The following is a 17452-nucleotide window of genomic DNA, read 5'->3' on the forward strand; positions in this document are numbered from 1 at the left end:
CCTTTTATGAGAAAACAAGTGAAAGAAAATTTACAGTTTATAATCTGATTATCAATTATTTATAACCATTATACAAACATATAAAAAATTATCGAAAAGGGAAAATTAGTTCTGCTCCCGCTACCAAACCGGCAAACGAGGCATAATTGAGGTTCAACTCAGGAATGCCTCGTTTTTGTTTTGTGATAAGTTGCTTAAAATGAGCAATGTACGCGAATACGGAATTTATGCGTGTGGTTCGACACCCATCTGTTTTTTTACTGTAGAAGATACCATCAGGAAACAGCAAAGTTTGAATGTGCTGCTTGGTCAAATAATCGCCCAAAACCCAGTTTTTACGCATATTTGAAGCAAAATCTACTGCTAAATTAATGCACTCATCAAGGTTCGACACTTTTTTTGAAGCCTTTAAAAGCTCTCCCTCGATTTCCGATTTTTCAGTACCATATTTCTCGCAATATTTGCCATACAACTTGCCGTCAATTTCTTCCTCAATAAATCTTTCCTCCAGTCTTTCTATTTTTTTATTGAGCTCCTTATAGCGCTCTTGAAGGTTGGAATACTCGTCCTTTTGGGCATTATTTAATTGGTTGAAGGTTGCTAGCGTTTGCTTTTTTACAAGGGTAATCAGCTCATCTGCAAAATCCATATTAAAGTAATCAAGGACGGTAGCAAAGATTTCATGCAGAGACTTGGCACTCTTATTATTGCAACACCCCACTGTGCTGCATTTGTAATAGTGGATCTTTTTCTTTTGCACGATATAACCTCTCATGGCTTTACCACATCCATCACAAAGAAGGAACCGCTTTAATGGGATTGCTTCATTTTCTTCGTTGATGCTATAACCATGTGCATTTTTATCCAACAATCCATTGATTATTAAAAATATATTCTTCGGCACCAGCTTTTCTTGATTCCCTTCAATAACTCGCCCTTCCAGCATATTATGTGATATCAAGCCACAATAAAAGGGATTACGAAAAATCTCTGATATGCGCTGATGATTAAGGATAAGTCCTTTTTGTTTCAATCGCTGCCTTATTTCTTCATTACTTAACTGATCTTCTGCCTTCCAGTAAAATGCTTGTCGGAGCAGCTTGCCTTTTTCATTTACAATTATTTTGCGCATTCCATTTTCTCTAATGCGTTCAAAACCGAGTGGCGGCATTGTCGGCCAATTTCCTCCTAGTGTCACGTCAAGTTAAAATTGTCGGGTAAAGGCGTTTGAGTTTAATCCTTGCATCGTCATTTGTAAATTGCCAGTTAATGGTAGCTTCTTTATTGTTTCGGTGGGTTTGCCAGGCCAACACTTCTTTTTGCATCTTTTTGATATTGTCAATCCTTCGGTTTAGACATTGTCCCATCAAAACATTTAACTCTATTTCTGCCATGTTCAACCAACTGCCATGCTTTGGGGTGTAAACAAATTCAAACCTGTCCCTTAGTCGTTTGGCTTCTTTCGGCTCAAAGGCCTCGTACAACGCTGCTGGTTTATGTGTGCCAAGGTTATCCATTACCAAGGTTATTTTAGTGACTTTCGGGTACCAATCGTCGGCTATTTGTTTGATGAATTTTGCCCAGTCTGTTTTTGTTTTCCGTTCTGTCACCTCCACATATCTTTTCCCGTTCAATGGCTCTGATGCCAAGAATATATTGGCTACCCCGCAACGCGCATATTCAAAATCTTCCCGAGCATCTTGTCCGGGTTTCATTGGGATGGGCAACCGTGTTTCTGTAATCAGCTGTTTTGGGGACTCATCCATACAAACGACCGGAAACTCTTGGCTATAAGGTCGTTTATATACATCCAGCAAATGCTCCATATTAGCAACAAAATCACTGCTTTGGTGCGGTGGTATTACCCAGCCTTTTACTTTCCAGGGTTTTAACTCGTTTTTTTTAACGTCTTTCTTATCGTTTCATAGGAAATATCTTCTACATATTTCAACTCAACCATTTTATCAGCCAATAAACGTAGCGACCATTTTGAAAAGCCTTCGGGTGCTTTGCCACAACTTAATGCTATTAAATGCGCCTCGGCTTCCCCGTCTATTTTTTTTGCTTTTGTCTTGATTATAGGCTTACGGTCCAGGCACGCTTCAAAACCGTCTTCAACAAAACGCTGTTTGACCCGGTCAATCATTCGCATGCTTACTTTTAAAACACGGCTGACTTCTTCGTTGATGATCTTTTCCCCAAGTCCACTTTCATCGCAATTCAATAAAATATAAGCATTGCGATACTGTTGGGCACTGTGAGAACCCTTGCTGATTATTGCACTTAGCCGCCCCCGCTCTTCTTCTGTTAACGTTACTCTATACTTTATCATATCCGTTTTGGATGATAAAGGTATAATAAATATACGACAATATCAAATTGACGCGACACTAGGAGCATTTCCTTTATACCAGCCATACATTTTTCCTTACGCAGCTGGTTATCAAACTCGCCGAAAAGAAAAAGCATTTTCTGTTGCATCTGCCCCGAAGGATTAGAGGTGTCAATTGGTTGTGTTACGGATACTATCTCAATGCCTAATTTTCGTAATTGTCCACTCAGCCAGATAGAATTATCGTTTCGGGAAAATCGCTCTAAGCTATAGACCAAGATATAGGATACCTTTTCCTTTGCTTTTTTAACGAAGGAGAGCATGGCTGTAAATTGCTTACGTTCATCTGTTTGAGCACTTTCATAAGTACCTCCAAACTTTGCCAGGGTAGAATATTTGCATCGCTCGGCGTATAGATTACAGGCTTTAATTTGTGTTTCCAGGCTTAAGTTATTGTCTGCCTGTTCTTTTGTACTTAACTGAAATTCCTTGCTCTATATTTTTTGATTTGCCAAATTCGTATCAAGCTTTTTTATTTGCAACTGTTAATGGAAACCAGAAAAGGGTGGATCGGAGTTTGGCTTTAGAACAATTTGGCTTTAATGTCGATGAAGAACCCCGAGAATCTTGGACACCTGAAAAAATTGCTGTTTATTATAGCCGTCGCCTTAATATTAAAGATGCACCCTTTCATTTTCACATTAGAGTAGCTCCTCGTGATGACCAATATTTAGTATCAACAGCAGTCAAGTCTGATTGGTTTGTATCTACTGCCACTGTAGTTGATGGAATTGTAGACTTAATTTCAAAAAACGCTAAACGCGACAGGGTGGAAATGCAACAACAATGTATATTTAAAGGCCGCAACCGAAAGCAATTATCTAAGATCAAGGATGATAGTCCATTGCGCGTTTTATACTTAAAAGGAGACGCTGAACATGACGAATTAATTTATAATATTGTTATAGATTTTTTTGAAGTTATGAAAAATTATGTCTGGATACATTGTGCTCCAAATTCATTCATTACCAAAACTATAGGTATTCAAGCATCATTTGACTTTCTAAAACGGATACTACTTAAGGAATCAGCCACCTTAGATTCAATAAATTTTACAAAGTGGGTTAAGTCCTTTGAAAAAGTTGATTTTTCCGATACATACTTTCAACAATCATCCAGCGTGGGCAGGTCAAGGATTAGAAACCTTATGTTAATTGCTAATAATTTAGATAATGAGCAGAGAATTAGAGAAGAAGATCGTAATAAACTTAACCAACTTTTGCACGAATCCAATCTTTGATTTAGGCTTCTTATAAGAGAGTCTTATAAAGCCTTCTTGTAAAACAGATCTAACTCTCTTCATGGAACGCAGGGGTCTCCATCTGTCGCGGTTACGAATAGGCAATTCGTATTTTGTATCCATTCGTTTAATTCTGCAATGCTCTTATCTGCAAATTTTATTGGTTTCATGTGGCGGTGGTGGGAGTTACATTGTTTTTTGCTACAGCAATAAATCCAAAACCTAATGTCAGGAACTCAAAAACAAGCGTATAAGTGGTAATAAAACACACCACCGTAATTGCAATTGGCATTTTTGAACTGTTGATATCGTTCAAAACTGCCTGACTACCATACATGTCTAAAGCATTATACCGCGAATGCGCCATCTGAATCATGTTCTCTAAATCGGCATTATTCCAGAAAGGGAAAAGTACAGGCTCATATTTGGGATCCTCTACGACCTGAACCTGAAAAAGAATAATATAAATTAACAGACTTAAAAAAAAGAGTATAAAAAATGTAATGGCGGCTCTTTTCCTTTTTCTCTGATCTATTTTACTCAAAGCAACCTTCCTATGATTCAGTGTTAAAAGAGTAAAGGCCCCACACGCTTCAATTATTCCTCCAAGCAACACCTTTGATATACCCGGTGGTGTACCAAGATTGGTGACAATAATGGCAACTCCCGGTAAGAGTGCAAATGTTGAACTGGCCCATTTAAAAAGCTTTTCCATCTCTATTAATTGAGTTTTAAATAAACAGAATCTACCGGATTTAAATGCGAGGGGCGGCATTCAATTGTCTTAAAATGGTTGTTGTAGCTATATACAACGACATACACAAACTCCTGTACAGGCACCTTAACCGTTGTCAAACCGTTATAAACATTATAATGAGCAAGCAATGACTGATCAAATCTTTTAAAGAGCGGATTCCGGTCCCAGACAATCTTTGGTACCAGAAAGACATTTGCACCTGAAGGGTCAGATTTAATTTTTAGCTGTATCTGTGATACCGGTTTTTCTTTTCCTTTGATATCGAGGCTGAAATCTCCGCGACCGGGTTTTGAATAGACAATATGGAGTAATGGAGATGCCGAAAGTCCGGGAGCATTAGTAATAAACGAAGCAGGCACTGCTGCTGAGAATGCAACGGTATCTTTCCACCTTTGAAAGTCTTCCGCTTCCACTAAAACGGAGTCGGTTTTAACTCCGGCCGTAAGCTGGTAAATCGACACCATTGCACCGGCATAGGTGGCATTGGGGAGTTGGTTAAGTTTATTTTTATCAGCAGGGCTGATATTTATTTTTTGAACAAAATACAACCTGATTTCTTCCTGAGCTTTAACAAGTTCTGACAGCCCACATAAAAAAATAATTCCTAATAATACCCGATACATTTCGATAAATTTGGCTGTATATTACTTTTAAAGATAATCAAAAACCAGCTCATGAAACAATTTTACTGTACAATTATTACCGCCTTAATAATCTGCATTACTGCGCCGGTAAAAGCACAAAGCTGCGCGGCTCTTGCTGATTCTACGGTTAAAATCTATAGGCAGGATGGTCCTGTCAAAGCTGCCCCTTTAGCTGAAAAAGCTTGTAAAGTATGCCAAACGGAGCAGGATCAGGGAGGCTATATGAATGCGTTAAGAAACCTGGCAACTATAGTTTCCGATACCGGAAATGTTGCAAAAGCACTTTCCTTATATAACGAGGCACTCAGGATAAGTACAAAGCTATATCCGGATGGTCACATGTCTACCGTAAATATCTTAATGGACTTATCCACTTTGGTACGCTTAGATACCGGGATCGCTTATCTCAAACAGGCAAGAGGTGTCGTTCAAAAAATCACCAATGGTCAGAATAGCTATGACTACGCCCGTGTTACCAATAATATTGCAAGGCTTTATACCCAGGCAGGCTTTTATGAAGAAGCAAAAAAATATTTAAAAGAAGCATTAACAGCAGAAGGTAGTTTACCTAATCCTTCAAATAGCGAAGTGACATGGAATAGCCTGAATATAGGTGCCGTGCTTTCTGCTGATATGGGAGATTATCAAACAGCTCTCGAAGTATATGACCGGCTGTCAAAAGTTTACTGGCGAAAGTATAACAGTGACCCTAGTCCTTATCTGTCGGTTCAGAATAATCTTGGTGGTTTATATTACAAACTGTCCAACTACAAAAAGGCGGCAGAAATTTTCACAGGTGTTAAAGAGAAATTTGAATCACTTCAAATTGTTAATAATGATTACGTGGACGTACTTGGTAATCTGGCGGTATGCTTTTCCGAATCAGGACAAACTGATAAGGCTATTCCCTTATTTGATAAGGTTATCGAACTGAGCCGTAATCTGAACGACGACGAACTGTATGCCAATACCATTAGTGACAAAGCCTCCTGTTATGCTCAACAAAAGCAGTTTGACAACGCCATTACTTTATTAAAAGAAGCATTGACCATACGCAAAAATTTGTATCATAATGAAAATGAACTTTACCTGCAAACATTAGGTAGCCTGGCTTCCTGTTTGCGGGATAGTGGCAACATTGTCGAATCCGTTGTATTGTCTGAAAAGATACTGCAAATCCTGCCCTCCGTAGTAGGACCGGCAAGTTCCGATTATGCAAGTCACATGCAGGAAGCAGCACTTTGTTACTGGGCTCAGGGGAATCTTGTAAAAACAGGGAGTCTGCTTAAAAACATGCAGGAAAACCTCAACAACCAGGTAAAGAATAATTTTTATGGCTTCAACAGCCAGCAACGGGAACAGTTGATCACCAGTTTTTACAGCTCATTCCAATTCGATGCAGCCTATGTTGCCCTTTTAAATAAGCAGCATAATACTTCATTTAACGGTTGGCTATTTGATATAGAACTGGCAAGAAAAAACATGCTTTTATCGACCAATAAAAGATTTACTACAGCCATAGAAACAAGTCAGGATACTACGCTTCAAAGAATGTATGAGAGATGGAATAAGTTGTCAATCAATCTGGCGAAACAATATTCACTGCCGCGCTCAGCGCGTGTCCGAAACCTGGACAGTCTGCAAACCGTAAAAGATAATCTGGAGCGCAAAATTGCGCTCCAGTCGAAGGAATTCAGAGCTGAAGTGGAAAAAGGGACTGTGACATGGCAACAGGTAAGAGATGTGCTTAAACCAGGGGAAGCGGCAATTGAATTTATAAAGTATGATGGCTACAACAAAGATTTTACCGATAGCGTTTTTTTTGCAGCGCTCGTCATAAAACACGGCGACACTTTGCCTTCCTGGGTAAGCCTGTGCAACTCCAGGGAACTTATCAAAGTAATGCGAAGCACTCAGGACCTGATTACAGACCAGGACAAAGTGAATGCACTCTATGGATCTAAAGACAGGGCAGATAACAGACTTTACAGATTACTATGGCTTCCTGTTTCGGCTGCGCTTTCAGGAGTAACCACCGTTTATTACGCACCTACTTCAGTATTAAACAATGTTGCTTTTCCGGCAATGCGCACTTCCTCCGGTAAGTATTTAGTTGAAGTATACGATATGGTGCAATTAAGCAGCACACGCAATTTTATACAACGACAGCCTGACTTTAAAATAACAGCCGGTATGAAGGCGACCCTGTTTGGAGCCATCAATTACAATGATTTTGATAACGCCGCCCCCCGTGTAAAACCAGAAAAAGAAATAATTCCAGGGGCGGCACGTGGCCTTGACAGGGACTATGTAGATGGAAAGTCATGGGAATTTTTACCCGGTACAGAGAAAGAGATCAGAGCTGTCGATACTATTCTCAAAGCAGCTCAAATCAAGGTTAGTATTTGGAGCGAAAATCATGCTTCAGAAGAACGTCTAAAGAGTTTAAACGGCATCAACGCTCCTGACATTCTGCAAATTTCCACTCATGGCTTTTATTTCGAGAACAAGTCTGCCGCTTACAGCAATGTATTTACCAGAACCATTCAACAAAATTTAAAGTACAGCCCCGATCCTTTGCAACGGTCAGGACTCCTTTTTTCCGGTGCTAATAAAACCTGGATGGGCGAACAGGTTGTTTCCGAAAGGGAGGATGGAATACTTACAGCTGCTGAAATTACCAATCTTAATTTAAGCAAGGTGGGGCTGGTCGTTATGTCAGCATGCCGTACTGCCCTGGGCGATATCAGTGGAGATGAAAGTGCGTATGGGCTGGAAAGTGCAACAAAACTGGCGGGAGCAAAAAATACGATTATGAGCCTATGGAGGATTTCTGATACCGAATCGCCTGTTTTTATGACAAATATTTACCATTATCTGGCTCAGAACAACTCACTGCATGAGGCATTTAGAAAAACACAACTGCTCTTAAGCAAACAGTTAGATCCTTACTATTGGGCAGCTTTTAGCTTATCAGACTAATGCTGTTTCTTTGTAAAAAAACACTATTCAACCTATTTGTAAAGTAGTTTCTATTTGTTGCTTGAAACTGTTGCAAGGAAAATACGTATTTATACCGGTTATTTCTGACCTAATATTGTACTTATGATACTTAAAAACTCCTTCAGGTGTTCAAAGAATCTCCCGGACACGCTATCCGAAATAGAATTTTAACAACGTGAGCATGTATGGGAATCGAACACCAACACATTATATTATTGACTTCTTAATTCTTCATTAAAAGATCAGTTTTCACCATAAATGCTTAAAATATAACTATTCACTTGTTCTACAGTAAGTCGAGGCCTTCTGCTAAGATATTGATCACCAAAATCTAATAAGTATCTGGGTCGAGTATCAACAGAATCATTTTCATAGACAACTTTGTGAAAACCATGCGTTTCTAACAAACCTGCCCCTTTTTTATTTCCGTCAGCAAATAGTTTTAATCGGTTTTTGAGGGGGGATTGATTCAATTTTCCGATATGCCTTAACATACTGAAAGTAAATGACATGCCGTAATTGCCTACGTTCCAGAACTTTTCTAATAACTCAATAGACTGTAGCAATAAAAAGGATTGGTTGGCATTTTTGTCGCTGGTAATTATATCATTTTCCCGATCTCCAATCTGCCATTCGCTTAACGTACCAGCTTTATAATCAAAAAAAACCTGTTCGCTGACCGGTAAGATACAGCTAAATCCAATAATTTCCTTTTGATCTGTATCAACCCCCTCAGCTGTTTTTACTGTCTTATAAGCTATCTTAAATACGTCAGGATTTGCCGTCCACCATTTTCTGAAGATAGTAGGCAGATCCTGAAACCTGTCGTGCTGAGGGTGCATTCCTCTCACTATGTCAACCAGGATAGCTAATTGTTCTTCAGTTAAAGACTCTTCGGTTTCTTGAATTTTCCGATATTGTCCGTTAAAAGGTTTTCCTAAAAAAACCAGGGCATTGGGGTCATTTGCCTTTGGTCTACGTTTCTTCCCTCTTAGATGATCGACAAGCCGGCCAAACTTAAACAAATCCAATGGGTCTTCATTTAAGTCTACAGAGATACGGTCATATAACATTATAGGTGTACTATTTTCACGATCAACTCCCCGGAGAATCGGAATGTATTTACCGCCCTTTTTATTCAGATCACGCATTAAATAATGATTCATGATATAATATTCACGTCCGGCACCACCAATTCTGTTATCCGCTTTCTGCTTATATTTAGGTGTCATAATAATAAGAACATAAGCTGATTCTGTGATTGAGCGTTCAATGAAAAAATTAATGTCGTGGCCGATTTCCAAATCGAACTGATCAAGAATTACATCAAAGTCTTCATATAGAAAGCGTTCAGCAAGTAACCGCACCCATTCCATATGTTCTTCACTGTCCCAGGTGTAGGATATAAATAGTTGAATTCTTTGGCTTGCCATAGCTACTTGTAGTGTTATAATGCAATGATTTGCTCCGTAATTACCTCAAATATATAGAAGATCTTTGTCAACCGTGCGGGGTATTGCAGTCAGAACACCGATCATAAATGTTATCCCTATTTGTATGATGTAGATTCACTTGGTTTTATATTTTCGCAGTTGATGCTTAGTCCTGTTCAAATCGAAAATGAGAATATTTTAATCCATTCTTTTAGAGCAGTTAATATTGATCAGTTTAATACCATAGCTGTAAAAGAATTTTGGAAGAGTCTTACGAAATCTAATGGGCTAAAAAATTAGTTTACGAAATTAAAATTAGTTGTATTTGTAAAATAAAGAAATCTTAGATAGCTCCTTATTTAAATCCAGGTTTGAAATCTCCATTGCGGATGCGTTTTCTCTTGTAAACAAATAGATTACTCTTTCTTTTAAATCCCTACAAGTGGAATTTATTATATTGTCAAAATAGTCAACGATATTAAGATTATCGTGCGCAGTGGAAATTTGCTTAATATATTGAGTCGTCAAAAGGTTTGTTGTTAGTAGTTTTGATGAAGTTAAACTTATACGGAGAGTATCATCGTAGGCATTAGACACCGGCAGTGTAAGTGCTATAAAACCAAGTAGCAAGTTTCGTGATCTTTCAAGGTCATTTTTCAAATTTAAGAACTCTGAAGACTTTTGAATATTTTCACTCAGCATATAGCTTGCCATGTTATTTGATATAATGGATAGAGTGTCTGCAAGTTTTTTGCGTATTGGTATAATATTTTTTAGATAGCCGTCTTGATCTATCGAATCAATTTGTTTTGACGAATAGTTTAAAACTTGTTTAAAGAACTGTTTAGCGATGGGAGAATTTTTATTGTATTCTATGAATCTTCGATAATAATTCGACAACCCTTGCCCACTAGGATATTTTATAAAGCTTAATGTTTGTGGCGTTATAAAAAGGTCATTTAGAATACTACACTTTTTATTAGGTTCGAAAGCCGACAACAATGGATTAGGATCGCCAACATTCGTCATAGTAAGCCCAAAGTCTATTTCTTTATCAGCGGTGACTTTGCCTAAAACATAGGTAAAACCCTGTTTTCCATCTGCAAGGCTTGATGACCTAAGGTAAATCGAAATATCTGTTTCCCAATTGCTTGTTATATCAAATTTATTGCCTGTGGGATTGTATTTCACGTTAGTTACATATAACCCTTCAGTCGCTAAATCTTCTAATGTTCCGATGTTCAAGAAGTCTGCGATTTTTAAAAAATTAGGTATAGAGTTTAACACTTTTCGAACTATCGTATCGGGAAAATTTGGGCTTTTACATTGTTGAGAGTTCGAAGGATATCCGACCTGTAAGTCATTGGGAAACGCTATATCTGAAATTTGCAGATCATCCACTCCCTGATCAATACTGTTATAAGGTTTAAAAGATATGCATCTTGAGCGAGTAGTTGAGCGATTACAAACATTAGCATTTAGGTAATCTTTTTCCTTCTGGTCCCAGAAAACCAACAGATTATTGACCTTTTTTTTGTAGTTTATTATTAGAGCATCACAAATTGTTTTATAATCATCAATGTTACCGTTGCCATTTAGCTCTTTAATAAAAGTCATAATATCATTACATTGTGATTCAATGCTTTTAAGCTTGGCAATTTTCACGTTCCCTTTAAACTCCGGCCAGTCATTTGCAAGATCCATGAATCCGTTAGCTGCATTCATCAACATTGTTGGATTTGATAAAAATTTATTTGTGATCAGGCATTTTTTAGTGGTATCACAAATAAGATCAATTAGCGTTGCTTGTAAAATATTGAGATTGCGATCTATACCGTTATCAACAATGCTGTTAGGATCAGAAATGCTAAAAGCATTAGAACTGGCGATAGTTTTTGCAAAAAACTCGAACTGATCCTGATACTTAACAAAATCAGATTGTGGAATTACGTAATCATTGCTGTAATTCGATCTTTTTGAATCTTCTAGCAATGTATTGAACTGTCCGTATTCAGTTTGAACTGTGCTACTGTTTATTTGATCATAAAAATGAATCATATTTTGCTGAATACCGCTTATACCCGTTTTAATTTCGTCTATACCGGAATTTAGAACTTGTAGATTAACGATAATCCTATCAAAGTATCCATTCATTACAAGAAAAATATTCTTCAATTGGGAATCTATTTGATCGAAACGCTCTTTGTTATAGTCGTAGAGTTGTTTAATGTCCTTTTCAACCCGTTGAAATTCTTGTAGTATAATTTGATTGAAGTTGATCTCCTCACTTTTTTTAAAATACATAACAACATCCATTATTACAGCCAGGTAATTAAATGAAACTAACATAGCCGTTGCATTTGTTGCGGTGTTATTAAGGGCGGCCTCGTTAGCCTGTGAAATGATATTGTACAATTTAGCTCCTTCCAAAGCTAAAAAAGCAACGTCTTTTGCAGTTTTATTTTCTCCAGCAACTTCGAAAACTTTAGATAATAAATTAAGTCCGGCAAATAGGGCTTGAGCGTCGGATCTTTCCTTATTTATTTCATCGCCAGACAGAGCTGACGAGCCAACAGATATTGAAGTATCGTTATTTAGTAATGAATAATTTGTTTTTACTGAATTATCAAATACAAGATTAAAAGATGATAAGAACGCATTATTCAAAGAGTCTAAGGTTTGGGGTGAAAAAATTACATCTCCATTTTTTTCGGTATGTTGGACAATAAATTGTGTAATGGGATTTAATAAATGTGAATCGATTTTAATGATTTGAGTTCCGGTAAAGTCAACGTCGAAATCAAAATTATTTTTAAAAAACGTATTGTAAGCGTCAACAGCGGCTTGAGGATATTGGCGTGTCTGCCTGTACAGTTCGGTACATTCAGCTTTTCCCAATTCTGCCAACATTTGCATATTAAATGAACTTTGAGCACCGTACAGAGCATCTGAATATTGTTGGTCAACAGAATTATAAATCCCCAAATATTTATAGGCTTTTTTTGCGAAAGAAGCATTTAACTTAAATTCGGGAAAAAGCCCCAAAATTGTCAGACCAGCATTCAAAGCATCCGATTCTCTAAATCTTAAAAGAGGATCATGGTCTACTTTCTTTTGAAATTCCTTTTCAAAGTCAGCAATAATATCGTTAATTCTACTTGGCGGTGTGGTGGGGAATATACAATTTAGTGCAGAAAATAAAGCGTAATACTCGTAGTGATTAGAGTTAATTTTACTGGCAACCGATGTTGACCATTCTAATTGGTCGAGATCTGCTGCCTTAACTGTGATTGGCATCGAACTTTGACCAAAAACCGATATTCCAAAAAGAATTAAAAATAATGTAATTAAAAATTTCATTGAAACGCTTATTTGATCATTAAAGATAACAAGTGTCAATTAAATTAAAAATTTCAATCATTAGATAGGGTATTCCAGGTGCATAATGATTAATCGCAGTTTATATGCATTTCCAGCTTTGTTTAGTGCGCAACCAATTGCAGATAGTTATTAAATTAATTTTACGGCACTTTGAATGACTTTTTAATAACAATTTGTGCGTTTTGAATAGCCTGTAAATCATCAAAAAAGTTCGACATTTCGCCGCTTCCCTCTACCTAAAGAGGAAAAAGAGGAAAAATCACCGTTAAAAGTGAATTTTCCTCTTTTTTTTTGTGCTGTAATTTCTTGAACGAAAGCACAATTACAAGGGATCAGTCTGATCCATGAAATCTTAGGAAATATTGAACTGATTAACAGTAAGTTAGCTGTAAAAAAGAACTGGACAAGTTCAGAATTATCTGACTTGTCCAGTATGGTGGGAGCTACTGTACAAATCTCGAACTATTTCCTGTCTGATTTGTGTCTAATCGCCGATTTGGATTTATAAATTCTATTCTTGACAGCATCCAGGAAGTTATAGGTTCGACTCTGATATTCTCAATATTGATAACCCATTTGTTTATGAGAAACGGTTTAGTTTCGTTGTTGTTAACTACTCCTTCCGACCCAAAAGTTTCTCCCAAGAGTATCCCGAGTTTAACAAGGGATTCTTTATCTCTTTATATCCCTTAGGTTACTTTTTTCTAACCAGCAAGTAGTCTCAGACTACCATAAACAAAAAACTCCTCAGAACTTAATCTGAAGGGTTAATGAAGTGGTGAATACTGTACAAATTTCGAACTTTCTCCTGTCTGATTTGAAGAAAATCGATGATTTAGATTTATAAATATGGCGAGTAATGGTAAAGCAATAACGATATGTCTAAACTAACTATTGGCAGAAACAGTGGTATATTTGTAATTCCAAATTGATTAGTGTACAAGTTTGGTTTAACGCTTGCGCTTCATCAAGCCTTCGGGGTGGGTGTCCTTGGTGTTCTTCTTGCAACAATAGTAGAATCAATCATTGACATTTTAAAACGAAGAATTATGAAAACAATTAAATTAACGAATTTGAGGAAAGCGATTATAAGGGAAATTAAGGCGATTAATTTCAAAAAAATCTTGGGTGGAGCTTGGCTGGAGAGGTTCATTAGGGATATCCACCCCGAGATCGCAGATGTAAGTGTAAGGTCACGTTAAGCCAACGATCTAATAGTCCCAGGCTAAGGGGTTCGAATCCCGTCTTCTCCGCTAAAAGGTTTAAGCACCGAATGAGCTGTAGTTATGCAAACAAATTTTAATGTGTGCGTAAATCGTGGCAAAATCGGTTCGACAATCTTAAAAGTGGCTCCCAGTATGGTTTAAACCGATAAGGTTCGAATCCTACTCCTTCCGCCAGAGGTTTGAAAAAGATGCTTCAAAAGCACATTTTCAACCTAAAATATCTAAAAAGCCTGCAAGTTCTTACTTCGCAGGCTTTGTCGTTTCTACACGTTATCTGCCCCATTTTATAAAATCGCCCAAAAGTTTTCAGCGTAAATCGTGGCAATTTTTATTTTCAAAAAAACTGCCACGAAATTTATCACAAAGCGCTGATTTACAACATGCTAAAGAGGTTTACATCTTGATTTTAAAGTACCCTATTCCGATTTTTATTAATCTTTAAAATCGTTGAATTATGTTAGAATCAAGCTTCGGGTTGCTCTACTTCTTAAAAGCATCCCCAAACAAGGAAAATGTGGTGCGTTACATCTATGCACGAATAACGGTAGACGGATATTCTAAGGAATTTTCTACTAAGAGAAAATGGGCTGCTGACCGTTGGAGCCAGAAAGCCGAAAGGGCCATCGGAACAAAAGAGGATGCAAAAACACTCAATCATTTTTTGGATTCGTTCGCTTTAAAAGTTGAGCTATCCAGAACAGAATTGATGAACGCAAATAAAACCGTAACAGCCCGTGCATTAAAAAATCTCGCATTAGGCAAATCCGATCATCGCAGAATGATCCTGGTAGAATTTCAAAAGCATAACGATGAAATGAAAAAGCTGATCGGAATAGACTTTGCGGAAGGTACATATGAACGGTATGTTACCGCGATGTCTCATGTGAAATCATTCATCATTACTAAATATGAACGTGACGATTTAGAAGTACGGGAACTAAATTATGAGTTTGTCAAGGATTACGAGGTCTGGTTAAAAACTGTTCGCAATTGCAGCCATAATACAACGCTAAAGTATATCGGAAATTTTAAGAAAATAGTGCTGCTTTGTGTGGCCAAACAGTATATCCTGACAGATCCTTTTAAACTGTTTAAAGCAAAAAAGAAGAAAATAAAGAAGCGTCCGCTTACACCCGATCAACTATTTAAACTGGAGAATTACAAATTTTCAACGGAACGACTTTCTATCGTCCGCGATGTATTTGTTTTTCAATGCTATACCGGTTTGGCCTATACCGACGCCTACCAGCTGAAGGCGGCCCAAATAGGCAAAGGCATTGATGGCGAACAATGGATCATGTCGGACAGGCAGAAAACAAAATCAGAAACTAACATCCCCTTGCTACCGGGTGCGATCCGAATCCTAAAAAAATATAAAAACCATCCCATCTGTATCAAAAGAGGCACGGTTATCCCTGTGAAATCGAATCAAAAGATGAATGAATATCTAAAGGAAATAGCTGATCTATGTGAAATTACCTTTGCATTAACTACACACAGGGCCAGACGCACCTTTGCAAGCACTGTGACATTAGGTAATGATGTACCTATTGACACGGTAAAGGAAATGCTGGGACACCAAACAGTGCAGCAAACAGAGGGTTATGCGTTGACCTCACAGGAAAAAGTATCAAGAAACATGCGGGAATTAAAAGAAAAGCTACAGATCGACCTAAAAAGACCATCGGAAACCCCTGCTGATCCAGCAACAAGGCGTCCAGTTTTTTTAGAAGAAATATCCAGAAATCTGCCAGAACTTCGTGGCAAAGCTTCGCAACCATCCTTTTCACCACACCCAAGCAGTCTTCCTGAAAACTGTACTAAACCGATTAAAGTTGACCCCCGTAATTTATTTCAACGGTTTGCGGATAGGCTCTAATCAATTTAAACAGCCTCTCTTATTGTATGAGAGGCTGTTTAATAAAAAGCATGATTAACAGTCAAGCGTATGAAATTCCTTTTGGTAAAATTTTATTTCTGCCACAGCTTTAGAGAAGTCCCCAATCGATACCTGGCAATTCAGTTCAATTGCTTTCTTAATCAAATAATGTCGTATATCTATTTCAGACAGATGAAAAGTTGGGACAGGAATAACAGTACCAACTTTTGCTTTATTCAAACAGTTCATAAAGTCAACAATGATCTCTTTTCTTTCTGTGGGCCTTGTTAAGTAATAATAGAACATCGCCTTGACAGGTTGAGACATGGCTCTTGAACCATTAATCCAACCTGATAAATTAGTTTTATCAATACCGGTATCAAAGGCGAGGTCTTTTATTCGCAGACTTTTTTTTGACATTCGATCCTCTATCCATGAAGGGTTCACGATCTCAACTACGTTAGACCTGTAAGGCTGAACTTCAACGTTTATAAATTTGTTGGCGAGAAACGGTTTGAAAATTTCGACAACTTTTAGTTCCAAAGTTGACCTGTCAAAATAGTGATCATTCTCATTAAAATTCTCTGTAATGAGTGCTTCAATTCTTTTATGAGCGCCAGATATATTTATCCTCAGAATTTTCAATTCCAAATTAGAAGATGGCCAGGTGTTGAAGGCTTTTACAATTTCTAATATCTCTTGATCTGTAAAAAGACGTGATAGTTTTTCAACATTAATAATCGTACACATGGGCAAGTATTTTTTATGCAAGTATGATAAAAAAGTTACTGATTAACAAATAAAATAGATTATACTATTTGTTAATCAGTAACAAAAAAATTAGCCATTAAAAGACTACAGCAAATGCTTACCACCTGTGATACTTATACCTTTTATACTAACAATTCAACCTCACTCCCAAATCCCGGATGATATGACGGAGTATATTTGATATAGCCGAATACTTGTAACTCCTTTAAATACTTATGGTACGTCGGTGAGGTTTGCACATGCGAAAACAACATGATTTTTTTACGGCTGATCAAAATCGGGCCATTTGTATTCTGGATAGTCTTCAAATGCAGAATAGCTACCAGCATGGCCAGGTGCCATACGGTTAAACGGCCATCTTTGGCAAACAAGGCTATGTAATCCGTTATCGCTGCTATCTCCTGCATCATTAGCCCCCTCACTTGTTAAACATATTTTTCAGATCCTTTATATTATAGTAGTAGGTACCGCCAAACTTTTTAAACCGGACGGTTCCCGCGATCCTATAGTTTTGCAGTGTTCCCGGTGATATATTCAACGCTGCTCTTACTTGGGAACCTTTCGCCCAATCCAGATTCAATGGTACCGATCGGCCTGTCTTCGTCACAGGTTGCAGCAAGTCCTTAATATCATTTAGCAATTGCAACCGGAACATTTTTAAATCTTCTCTCGTCAGCACTTCATTTTCCATCTCACCTGATTTAGTTGATTAGCATTATTTATCAA

14 protein-coding genes are annotated in these 17452 nt (G+C 37.5%); 4 read left to right on the top strand and 10 right to left on the bottom strand.

Going from position 1 to position 17452, the window contains the following annotated elements; all coding sequences use genetic code 11:
* Nucleotides 1-88: 88 nt before the first annotated feature.
* The 3 genes from MUCPA_RS36140 to MUCPA_RS39555 all read right to left on the bottom strand — a co-directional run bounded on the left by MUCPA_RS36140 (nucleotide 89) and on the right by MUCPA_RS39555 (nucleotide 2775).
* Nucleotides 89-1198, bottom strand: a complete 1110-nt coding sequence (locus MUCPA_RS36140; RefSeq protein WP_157543907.1) for a recombinase family protein — start codon at nucleotides 1196-1198, stop codon at nucleotides 89-91.
* 1 nt (nucleotide 1199) lies between these two features.
* A protein-coding gene (locus tag MUCPA_RS37050) for an IS630 family transposase (RefSeq protein ID WP_085983319.1) occupies nucleotides 1200-2332 on the bottom strand; the annotation gives its coding sequence in 2 pieces (ribosomal slippage) (nucleotides 1200-1906 and nucleotides 1906-2332; 1134 coding nt in all).
* Nucleotides 2329-2775, bottom strand: a complete 447-nt coding sequence (locus MUCPA_RS39555) for a recombinase family protein (protein WP_083839338.1) — start codon at nucleotides 2773-2775, stop codon at nucleotides 2329-2331. Before MUCPA_RS39555 ends, MUCPA_RS37050 begins: the two co-directional genes overlap by 4 nt.
* On the opposite strand from MUCPA_RS39555, the gene MUCPA_RS14220 reads away from it, so the two are divergent.
* Nucleotides 2766-3632 (top strand): ParB N-terminal domain-containing protein, encoded by an 867-nt coding sequence (locus MUCPA_RS14220; protein ID WP_157543908.1) that lies wholly within the window; start codon nucleotides 2766-2768, stop codon nucleotides 3630-3632. The genes MUCPA_RS39555 and MUCPA_RS14220 overlap by 10 nt on opposite strands.
* Nucleotides 3633-3798: 166 nt before the next feature.
* Here MUCPA_RS14220 and MUCPA_RS14225 read toward each other — a convergent pair whose 3' ends face one another.
* Together MUCPA_RS14225 and MUCPA_RS14230 are read right to left on the bottom strand one after the other, a co-directional pair.
* On the bottom strand, nucleotides 3799-4347 hold the full coding sequence (locus tag MUCPA_RS14225; RefSeq protein WP_008507253.1) for a hypothetical protein: 549 nt from the start codon (nucleotides 4345-4347) through the stop codon (nucleotides 3799-3801).
* A gap of 5 nt (nucleotides 4348-4352) precedes the next feature.
* Nucleotides 4353-5012 carry a hypothetical protein gene (locus tag MUCPA_RS14230; RefSeq protein ID WP_008507254.1) on the bottom strand — a complete coding sequence of 220 codons (660 nt, stop codon included), beginning with the start codon at nucleotides 5010-5012 and terminating at the stop codon, nucleotides 4353-4355.
* Nucleotides 5013-5063: 51 nt separating this feature from the next.
* Between MUCPA_RS14230 and MUCPA_RS14235 the strand changes: the two genes are divergently transcribed.
* Nucleotides 5064-8015: a CHAT domain-containing tetratricopeptide repeat protein gene (locus MUCPA_RS14235; RefSeq protein WP_008507255.1), complete on the top strand. Its 2952-nt coding sequence runs from the start codon at nucleotides 5064-5066 to the stop codon at nucleotides 8013-8015.
* Between the two features lie 263 nt (nucleotides 8016-8278).
* Here MUCPA_RS14235 and MUCPA_RS36145 read toward each other — a convergent pair whose 3' ends face one another.
* Both MUCPA_RS36145 and MUCPA_RS14245 read right to left on the bottom strand, forming a co-directional pair.
* Nucleotides 8279-9469 carry a toll/interleukin-1 receptor domain-containing protein gene (locus MUCPA_RS36145; protein WP_008507256.1) on the bottom strand — a complete coding sequence of 397 codons (1191 nt, stop codon included), beginning with the start codon at nucleotides 9467-9469 and terminating at the stop codon, nucleotides 8279-8281.
* Between the two features lie 315 nt (nucleotides 9470-9784).
* The gene (locus tag MUCPA_RS14245) at nucleotides 9785-12829 is read right to left on the bottom strand and encodes a hypothetical protein (protein WP_008507257.1); all 3045 of its coding nucleotides are present in this window, start codon (nucleotides 12827-12829) and stop codon (nucleotides 9785-9787) included.
* 1070 nt (nucleotides 12830-13899) lie between these two features.
* On the opposite strand from MUCPA_RS14245, the gene MUCPA_RS38245 reads away from it, so the two are divergent.
* Nucleotides 13900-14052, top strand: a complete 153-nt coding sequence (locus MUCPA_RS38245; protein ID WP_008507258.1) for a hypothetical protein — start codon at nucleotides 13900-13902, stop codon at nucleotides 14050-14052.
* A gap of 478 nt (nucleotides 14053-14530) precedes the next feature.
* Nucleotides 14531-15955, top strand: a complete 1425-nt coding sequence (locus tag MUCPA_RS14255; protein WP_008507259.1) for a site-specific integrase — start codon at nucleotides 14531-14533, stop codon at nucleotides 15953-15955.
* Between the two features lie 54 nt (nucleotides 15956-16009).
* On the opposite strand, the gene MUCPA_RS14260 is transcribed toward MUCPA_RS14255, so the two are convergent.
* The 3 genes from MUCPA_RS14260 to MUCPA_RS14270 all read right to left on the bottom strand — a co-directional run bounded on the left by MUCPA_RS14260 (nucleotide 16010) and on the right by MUCPA_RS14270 (nucleotide 17417).
* The gene (locus tag MUCPA_RS14260) at nucleotides 16010-16705 is read right to left on the bottom strand and encodes a hypothetical protein (protein ID WP_008507260.1); all 696 of its coding nucleotides are present in this window, start codon (nucleotides 16703-16705) and stop codon (nucleotides 16010-16012) included.
* A gap of 143 nt (nucleotides 16706-16848) precedes the next feature.
* Nucleotides 16849-17136, bottom strand: a complete 288-nt coding sequence (locus MUCPA_RS14265; protein ID WP_008507262.1) for a hypothetical protein — start codon at nucleotides 17134-17136, stop codon at nucleotides 16849-16851.
* An 8-nt stretch (nucleotides 17137-17144) separates the two neighbouring features.
* Nucleotides 17145-17417 (bottom strand): hypothetical protein, encoded by a 273-nt coding sequence (locus MUCPA_RS14270; protein WP_008507263.1) that lies wholly within the window; start codon nucleotides 17415-17417, stop codon nucleotides 17145-17147.
* Nucleotides 17418-17452: the final 35 nt, after the last annotated feature.

The organism is Mucilaginibacter paludis DSM 18603 (assembly GCF_000166195.2).
Taxonomy (GTDB): domain Bacteria; phylum Bacteroidota; class Bacteroidia; order Sphingobacteriales; family Sphingobacteriaceae; genus Mucilaginibacter; species Mucilaginibacter paludis.

What these genes read in the sequence shown, in the direction of transcription:
- MUCPA_RS14245 (WP_008507257.1), bottom strand. Translation starts at nt 12,829, where the DNA reads ATGAAATTTTTAATTACATTATTTTTAATTCTTTTTGGAATATCGGTT.
- MUCPA_RS14230 (WP_008507254.1), bottom strand. Translation starts at nt 5,012, where the DNA reads ATGTATCGGGTATTATTAGGAATTATTTTTTTATGTGGGCTGTCAGAA.
- MUCPA_RS14270 (WP_008507263.1), bottom strand. Translation starts at nt 17,417, where the DNA reads ATGGAAAATGAAGTGCTGACGAGAGAAGATTTAAAAATGTTCCGGTTG.
- MUCPA_RS36145 (WP_008507256.1), bottom strand. Translation starts at nt 9,469, where the DNA reads ATGGCAAGCCAAAGAATTCAACTATTTATATCCTACACCTGGGACAGT.
- MUCPA_RS38245 (WP_008507258.1), top strand. Translation starts at nt 13,900, where the DNA reads ATGAAAACAATTAAATTAACGAATTTGAGGAAAGCGATTATAAGGGAA.
- MUCPA_RS14260 (WP_008507260.1), bottom strand. Translation starts at nt 16,705, where the DNA reads ATGTGTACGATTATTAATGTTGAAAAACTATCACGTCTTTTTACAGAT.
- MUCPA_RS14225 (WP_008507253.1), bottom strand. Translation starts at nt 4,347, where the DNA reads ATGGAAAAGCTTTTTAAATGGGCCAGTTCAACATTTGCACTCTTACCG.
- MUCPA_RS14265 (WP_008507262.1), bottom strand. Translation starts at nt 17,136, where the DNA reads ATGATGCAGGAGATAGCAGCGATAACGGATTACATAGCCTTGTTTGCC.
- MUCPA_RS14235 (WP_008507255.1), top strand. Translation starts at nt 5,064, where the DNA reads ATGAAACAATTTTACTGTACAATTATTACCGCCTTAATAATCTGCATT.
- MUCPA_RS14255 (WP_008507259.1), top strand. Translation starts at nt 14,531, where the DNA reads ATGTTAGAATCAAGCTTCGGGTTGCTCTACTTCTTAAAAGCATCCCCA.